Origin of the sequence: Streptomyces sp. NRRL WC-3618 (genome assembly GCF_001280005.1) — a bacterium.
Lineage (GTDB): Bacteria > Actinomycetota > Actinomycetes > Streptomycetales > Streptomycetaceae > Streptomyces.
Genome location: NZ_LGDW01000453.1, coordinates 40,185 through 47,685, shown reverse-complemented (window position 1 = coordinate 47,685; position 7,501 = coordinate 40,185). Strand labels below are relative to the sequence as shown.

Below are 7,501 nucleotides of genomic sequence, written 5' to 3'. Positions count from 1 at the left end.
ATTGCGGTAGAGCGGATACGCGTAGAAGAGGGCGAGGTAGAGGACCACCGGGGCGAGGAACGCCCAGGCCGTCCACTGCTGGGATCTGGGGCGGCGGCGCGGCACTTGCGTCGTGTTGCTCATCAACAGGCCTTGACTGCCGTCACTTGACGGCGGACTGAGCCGAAGTCAGCGCGTCCTTGGGGGACTTGGAGCCGCTGAGGGCGGACTGCACGGCCTTCCACAACTGCTCGGAGATCTTGGGGTACTTGGTGCCCAGGTCGTCACTGGTACGGCCCTTCGCCGCCTTCACGGCGTCCACCCACGGCTTGAGCTTCGGGTTGGTCGCGGCCTGCTTGTCCTGGACCTCGGTGGTGGGGGCGACGTAGGACAGGGTGGTGTCGGTGTCGTACAGGTTCTGGGTGCTGGTCAGGCAGGTCGCGATCTTCTGCGTGGTGGCGTAGCGGCCGGTGTCGTCCTGGACCGGGATCGTGACGAACTCGCCGCCGGTCGGGGCCGCCGCGTTGCCTCCCGAGGCGCCGGGGACGGGGATGACGCCGTAGTCGAAGCCGGCCTTGTCGGCGTTCGCGAGCTGCCAGGTGCCGTTCTCGCTGAACGCGTAGTCGCCGGTCGCGAACTCCTGCCAGCTGGTGGTCTGGGTGTTGTTGAGCACCGAGTTGGGGGCGTAGCCCTTGGCCAGCCACTCCTTCCAGAGGGTCAGCGCGGAGACGCCCGCCGCCGAGTCGAGTTCGGTCAGTTTGGCGCCCGAGCCCCAGAACCAGGGCAGGAACTGGAAGCTGCCCTCCTCCGTGCCGATCGCGGAGAACGTGATGCCCTTCTTGCCCGCCGCCTTGACCTTCCCGAGCGCCGCCGTCAGCGACGTCCAGTCCTTGATCGAGGAGATGTCCACCCCGGCCCCCGTCAGGACCTTCTTGTTGTAGTAGAGGGCGAGGGTGTTGGCGCCGATCGGCGTGCCGTACGTCTTGCCGCCCGACTGGCCGGCGGCGAGGAGGTTGGGGTCGGCCTTGGACGTGTCGAGCTTGTTGTCGTCGGTGGTGGTGAGCACGCCCGCCTCGGCCAGCGTCGACACCACCGGGTTGTCGACGATGAGGACGTCCGGGGAGTTGCCCTGCTGCGCGGCCAGCAGCGTCTTGTTCGCCAGGTCGCCGGTGTCGAAGGCGGTCCGCTTGATCTTCACCCCGGCGCTCGTGCCGCAGGCGTCGAGCAGCTTCGTCCAGGCCGAGCCCTTGGCGAACTGCGGGTAGGGGTCCCAGACGGTGAAGGTGCCGCCGCCAGAGCCCTTGGAGTCGGTGCTGCCCGAGCCGGAGGAGCAGGCGGTGGCGCCGACGGCGAGGGCCAGGGCGGTCACGGCGGCGGCGGCGGTCAGACGACGCTGTCTGAAGGTGCTGTTCATCGCGGGGTTCCTTTGTTCTGGGCATACGGGTGCCGAGGCAAGGGGTGGCAAAGGAAAGCGGTCAGGTTGTCGTAGCGGGTCCGGCGTCCGTGGTGGGCGTGGCTCGGGCGGGGCCGGTGCTGGCCCGTAGGGAGATGGGCGGGGTGAGGAGATGGTGGCGGGGCGGCGCGTCGGGGTGGTTGAGCCGCTCCACGAGCAGGTCGACGGCGAGTTGGCCCATCTGCTCCGCCGGTACGTCGGCCGCGGTGAGCTGCGGGGTCACCGTCTCCGCCCAGCGGCCGGCCACGACTCCGGTGAGGGAGAAGTCGCGCGGCACATGGCGGCCGGCCTCGGCGAGGCCCCGGTAGAGGCCGCCGAGCGCTGCCTCGTTCAGGGTGACCAGCGCCGTGGTGTCCGGGTCGTCGTGCAGGATCCGCTCCAGACAGGTCTGGCCCGAGGCCGCGTCGTCGCCACAGCAGTACGTGCGGACCGTCAGCCCGCGCTCGGCGGCGGCCTTCGTGAAGCCGTCCAGGCCTCGGTGCGCGGACTCGTACCCGGTGCGCAGCAGTTGCTCGGGACGGTTGACGAAGGCGACCCGGCGGTGGCCCAGATCCGCGAGGTGATGGACGCAGCGCTCCACGAGGGTGGTGTGGTCGAGCCCGACCCACCAGCCACCCTCGGGGCGAGCGGTACGGCCGATGGCGACGGAGGGGAAGCCGAGGGCCGCCAGGTGGTCGACCCGGTCGTCCGCCAGCCTGATCTCCATCAGGATCGCGCCGTCGACCCGCCGCTCCCCGAGCAGCCGTTGGAAGGACCGGTCGCTGTCCACGCCGCTCGGCGACAGCAGTACGTCGTAGTCGTGGGCCGCGGCGGCCTCCACCACGCTGCCGATGAAATCCAGCTGCATGCCGGTGTAGTGGTTCCCGGCCGGCGGGAAGACCAGGCCGAGGGTGCTGGTCCGTCCGTTGGCCAGGGCGCGGGCACTGGCGCTGGGCTGGTACCCCAGCTCGTCGACCACCTGCTGGATCTTGCGGCGCGTGTCGTCCGAGACCGGGCGCTTGCCGCTCAGCGCATAGGACACGGTGCTCCGCGAGACACCGGCCCGCCGGGCGATCTCACCGATGTTCACGGCGACTCCTTGGTCTAACCGGTTGGATACCTCGGAGAGGAAACCGTCTCCCGGTCGCGTGGCGCTGGGAAGGGTGGAGCGGCGACTGTCGGCTGTCGAACCGGTTCGCGTGAAGTGAAACTAGAAACTGGCCAGTCACCTGTCAACACTTCGGACAGCGCTTTCCGCGAAGACCATGAATCCGTCGCGAATGGCACGGATTTCGTGCGTCGGGGGGATTGCTGGCCGCTTTTCCCGGTGCTAGCTTCGCCGAACCGGTTCGACCGCTCTCCCCCATCGCCCGGGCGCCACCGCGCTCGCCCCACCGGCCCGGCCGGGCTGAAAGAGATGGCCCGGCGCCGGTCGTCCGAAGTGAGCGGGCCGGACCCTCCCCCCAAGGATTAAGGACGCGAATCCATGCCCCCTGCTGACAGATCCGCCCGGCGCCGAGGTCCGGCCGCTGTGGCCCTGACTCTCGGTGCGGGCCTGCTGGCCGCGCCGGCGTTCCCCGCGCAGGCGGCCACCCCCCAGCCCGCCGCCCGCTACACCTTCGACCAGGACGACCTCGCGTCGGGCAGGATCACGGACAGTTCCGGAAACGGTCTGACGGCGAGTCTGGTGAACGGTGACACAGCCAGGTCCGTCGCGGGCGCCGACGGCGGCAAGGCACTCGCCCTGCCCGGCGGGGCGCCCACCTCGAACGGCGCGTACGTCCGACTTCCCCGCGAAGTGGTCGGCGACGCGACGGACTTGACGGTCTCGGCCCGGGTGAAGTGGGACGGCGACAAGAACCCCTGGCAGCGGATCTTCGATCTCGGCACCAACACCACCCAGTATTTCTTCAGCACCCCGTACAACGGCGACGGACTGTTCCAGACCTCGGTGACCACCGGCGGAGGCGGCGGGGAGGCGCAGGCGCTCGGCTATGCGACGCTGCCCGCGAACGTCTGGCGGACCGTCACCGTCACCCTCGACTCCGGCGCGGGACGCCTCACCACCTACCTCGACGGCGCGGCGGTGTCGTCGACCCCGACCGCCATCAAGGCCAAGGAACTGCTGGACCGTTCGGCCACGGCCGCCGGGTACATCGGCAAGTCCTTCTATCCGGACCCCCTGCTCAAGGGCTCGATCGACGACTTCGCCGTGTGGCACTCGGCGCTCAGCGCCGAACAGGTGGCCGGCCTGGTCGGGGCCGCGCCGACCATCCAGGATCTGTCGAAGACGTCCTTCGAGGTCCGCACCTCCACCGGGACCGCCCCGTCCCTGCCCGTGTCCGTCCGCGCGTCGTTCTCCGACGGCTACGACCGGAACGTGCCGGTCACCTGGGACTCCGTGCCGTCCGACAAGTATGCCCGGCCCGGGACCTTCACCGTCGCCGGAACCGGCGCCGGGCGAGCGGTCCAGGCGAGCGTCACCGTCGTCCGCGAGGGGCAGCTGACCGTCGGCCTCGGCTCGGACACCGGCGCGTTCCACGGCGGCGCCTCCGGCACCCTCTACGGGGTGTACGGGCCGGACGTCCCCACCAACAACCTCATCGAGGGCATGGGCCTGCGCACGGTCTCCACCAAGGCGCAGGACGGCCCGCAACACCCCGGCGCCGACGCGCTGGAGGTGGTCAAACCGCTGGCCGACTCCACCAACGGTGATGTGTACATCTACATGACCGACATCCACCGCGGCTTCCCGTACGAGTGGCCGGGCAGCACCCCGCAGGAGAAGGTCAAGCTCTACAAGGAGAAGGTCGCGAAGCAGGTCGACCAGGTTCTGAAACTGCCGGAGCGGTACCAGGACAACATCGTCTTCGTACCGTTCAACGAGCCCGAGGGCAACATGTTCGGCACCGGCGAGTGGAGCTACGACAAGGTCAGCTGGCTGAGCGATCCCGACGACTACTTCGCGGCCTGGGACGACACGTACAGGCTCATCAAGGGCAGGATGCCGGGCGCCCGGATCGCCGGCCCCAACACCAGCGTGCTCTACGACCAGGTGAAGGGGTTCCTCACTCACGCCCTGGCCGCCGGCACCCTCCCGGAGGTGATCACCTGGCACGAGCTGAGCCACCCGGAGGCGGTGCGTGCGAGCGTCGCCAAGTACCGGGTGTGGGAGAAGGAACTGTTCAGGGGCACCGCCCGGGAGGGCACTCAACTGCCGGTCAACATCAATGAGTACGCCTTCAATTACCACACCTCGGTGCCGGGCCAGATGATCCAGTGGGTGTCCGCGATCGAGGAGTCCAAGGTCGACGCCGACATGGCCTACTGGAACATCGACGGGAACCTGTCCGACTCCGCGGTGCAGTCCAACCGGGGCAACGGCCAGTGGTGGCTGCTGCACTCGTACGCCTCGATGAGCGGGCACACCGTGGAGGTGACCCCGCCGTTCCCCGGCGAGAACTACCGTATGCAGGGCGTCGCCACGCTGGACGAGAAGAAGAAGCAGGCGCGGCTGATCTTCGGCGGGTCCACCGGGAAGGGCCACATCACCTTCGCGGACGTACCGAAGAAGCTCTTCGGCAAGCGTGTGCACGCCTGGGTGCGGGAGATCGCGTGGAGCGGACAGATCGGCGACAGCTCCGGTCCGAAGCTGCTCGCCGAGCAGAACCTGAAGGTCGGTGAGGACGGCACGGTCGTCGTCGACTTCGGCGACGGCGCGCTGCCGACGCTGAAGGAGTCCTCGGCGTACGAGATCGTCCTCAGTCCGGCGGGGAAGGCGAAGGGCACGCAGTCGCCGCCGGTGCGCTGGCAGGCTTCGTACGAGGCGGAGGACGCCGCCCACACCGGGGCCGGCTACTCCAGGAACGGCCCGGAGGGCTCGACGAGCAACGTGTCGAAGTTCTACACCTCCGGCGGCTACGACGTGGGGGGACTGCGTACCGGCTCGGACGTCACGCTCGACCTGACCGTGGAGGTTCCGCAGGACGGCACCTACGACCTGAGCGTCTTCGCCAACTCCCTGAACACCTTCGACAAGGTGAAGGAGCAGGGCCCCACCAACGTGTTCCTCCGGGTGGACGGCAAGGCCGACAGCGAGCAGGAGCTGTACCTGCCGCTGGGCTACAAGTGGGTGGTCTGGGACCACACCGACACCAAGGTCCGGCTCACCAAGGGCACGCACACCCTGACGCTCGCCGCGAAGAGCCTCGACGGCAGGCGCGCCACCAAGGGGGACGCCATCGTCGACCGCCTCACCCTCTCCCTCCCCGAGGCGTCGGCCGCGCGCCAGGTGTACGAGGGCGAGCTGGCCTGGCTGGGCGGCGGGGCGCGGCCCGTCTACGACCTGCCGAAGGGGGCCCGCGTCCCCGCCACCGGCTCTGGCGCGGTCCAGCTCGGCAAGGACCGGACCGCCACGTTCTGGGTCTACTCCCCCGCCGACCGCGAGGCCACCCTCACGGTCGACACCCTCGAGGGCACCGGCGCCCGGCTCTCCGTCAACGGGCACGACGTCCTGCGTCTGGCCAAGGGCAGGAGCACGGTCGCGGTCTCCCTCTCGGGCGGCGTCAACAAGGTGACGGTGACCGGAGGTTCACCGACCACCCTCGTCGACCGCCTCACCGTCACTGCCACCGAGGGCACGCTCCCGACGCGTACGTACGAGGCGGGCGACGCCACTCTCGCGGGCTCGGCCACCCTCACCCCGCTCTCCCTGGCCACCGCCGGCACGGCGATCACCGGGATCGGCGGCGCGCCGGGCAACGGCAACACCGCGACGTTCACCGTGGCCGCCGACCGGACCGGCCTGTACGCGCTGCGCGTCCGCTACTCCAACCCCGAGCAGGCCGAGGCCACGCACTACAACCCGGATCCGCTCGCCCGCCACGCGGACATCAGCGTCAACGGAGGCGGGACACACCGCGTCGGCTTCCCGCACAGCTTCCATGAGAACAACTTCTGGGAGCTGACCGTCCCCGTCCAGCTGAAGAAGGGTCAGAACACGGTCACCTTCCGCTCCGAGGAGCTGCCCAACTTCGACGGCACCACCTACGCATCGGACACCTTCCCCGGCGTACCGCTCCGCTCGCGCTACGCCCCGCTGATCGACCGGATCACCGTGGCGCCGTACGCACGGGAAACACGATGAGGTAAACGCCGCTGAGGCGGCGAACGCCCGGGCCCGGCAAGACCGCCGGTCCCGGGCACCGCGTTGCCCGCAGGACCGGGATCCCGCCGGAGTGAGCCTGGAGGGCCACTCAGTGTTCGGTCTTCTGGAGGGTGGGCCCGGGGGTGCGGTCGGCCACCTGGTCGGCCGTGTCGCCGCTGTGGTGTTTCGCCCGCTGGATCTGTTCGTAGACGTGGGCGCGCAGTTCGGCGAAGCGGGGGCTGGAGCGGGTGTGCAGCTGGTCGCGTTCGTCGGGGAGGTCGATGGTGACGTCCTCCTGTACGACGGTCGGTGAGGTGGACAGGATGATGGTGCGCTGGCCGAGGTACACGGCCTCGTCGATGTCGTGGGTGACGAACAGGACGGTGACGCCGAGTTCGCGCCACAGGCGCCGGATGAGGTCCTCGAGTTCGGCGCGGGTCTGGGCGTCGACGGCCGCGAAGGGCTCGTCCATGAGCAGGACCTTCGGTTCGAAGGCGACGGCGCGGGCGATGGCGACGCGCTGCTGCATACCGCCCGACAGCTGCCAGGGGTAGGCCTGGTGGGCGTCGGCCAGGCCGACCACCTCCAGCGCGTGGTCCACGAGATCCCGGGTCCGGGCCTTGCCGAGCTTCTTGCGGCGCAGGGGCAGGGCGACATTGTCGCGGACGTTCATCCAGGCGAACAGCGAGCGGCCGTACTCCTGGAAGACGACCGCCATCCCGGGCGGGGGCCCGGCGACCGGGCATCCGTCCAGGAGCACTTCGCCGTCGGTGGGGTCGAGCAGTCCCGCCATGCACTTCAGCAGCGTGGTCTTCCCGCATCCCGAGGGGCCGACGAGGCAGACGAGTTCACCGGCACCGATGTGGAACGTCAGGTTCCGCAGGGCTTCGACGTTGCGGTTCCGTCCGGTGTAGATCTTCCGCAGGTTGCGTACGTCGAGCATC

Annotated in this window: 4 protein-coding genes and 1 pseudogene; 1 reads left to right on the top strand and 4 read right to left on the bottom strand. The window is 69.6% G+C overall.

Features of this window, described 5'->3' with window-relative positions:
* From ADL01_RS44120 to ADL01_RS31425, 3 genes and pseudogenes are all read right to left on the bottom strand, one after another.
* Window positions 1-123: pseudogene (locus ADL01_RS44120) on the bottom strand (sugar ABC transporter permease); the annotation flags it as partial.
* Between the two features lie 19 nt (window positions 124-142).
* A complete protein-coding gene (locus tag ADL01_RS31430; RefSeq protein ID WP_053745410.1) occupies window positions 143-1,393 on the bottom strand; it encodes a sugar ABC transporter substrate-binding protein in 1,251 nt (416 codons plus the stop codon).
* 61 nt (window positions 1,394-1,454) lie between these two features.
* On the bottom strand, window positions 1,455-2,501 hold the full coding sequence (locus ADL01_RS31425) for a LacI family DNA-binding transcriptional regulator (RefSeq protein WP_053745409.1): 1,047 nt from the start codon (window positions 2,499-2,501) through the stop codon (window positions 1,455-1,457).
* A gap of 441 nt (window positions 2,502-2,942) precedes the next feature.
* On the opposite strand from ADL01_RS31425, the gene ADL01_RS31420 reads away from it, so the two are divergent.
* Entirely contained in the window at window positions 2,943-6,557 is a 3,615-nt protein-coding gene (locus ADL01_RS31420; protein WP_199834980.1) for a LamG-like jellyroll fold domain-containing protein, read from the top strand.
* A 109-nt stretch (window positions 6,558-6,666) separates the two neighbouring features.
* Here ADL01_RS31420 and ADL01_RS31415 read toward each other — a convergent pair whose 3' ends face one another.
* On the bottom strand, window positions 6,667-7,500 hold the full coding sequence (locus ADL01_RS31415; protein ID WP_053745407.1) for an ABC transporter ATP-binding protein: 834 nt from the start codon (window positions 7,498-7,500) through the stop codon (window positions 6,667-6,669).
* Window position 7,501: the final 1 nt, after the last annotated feature.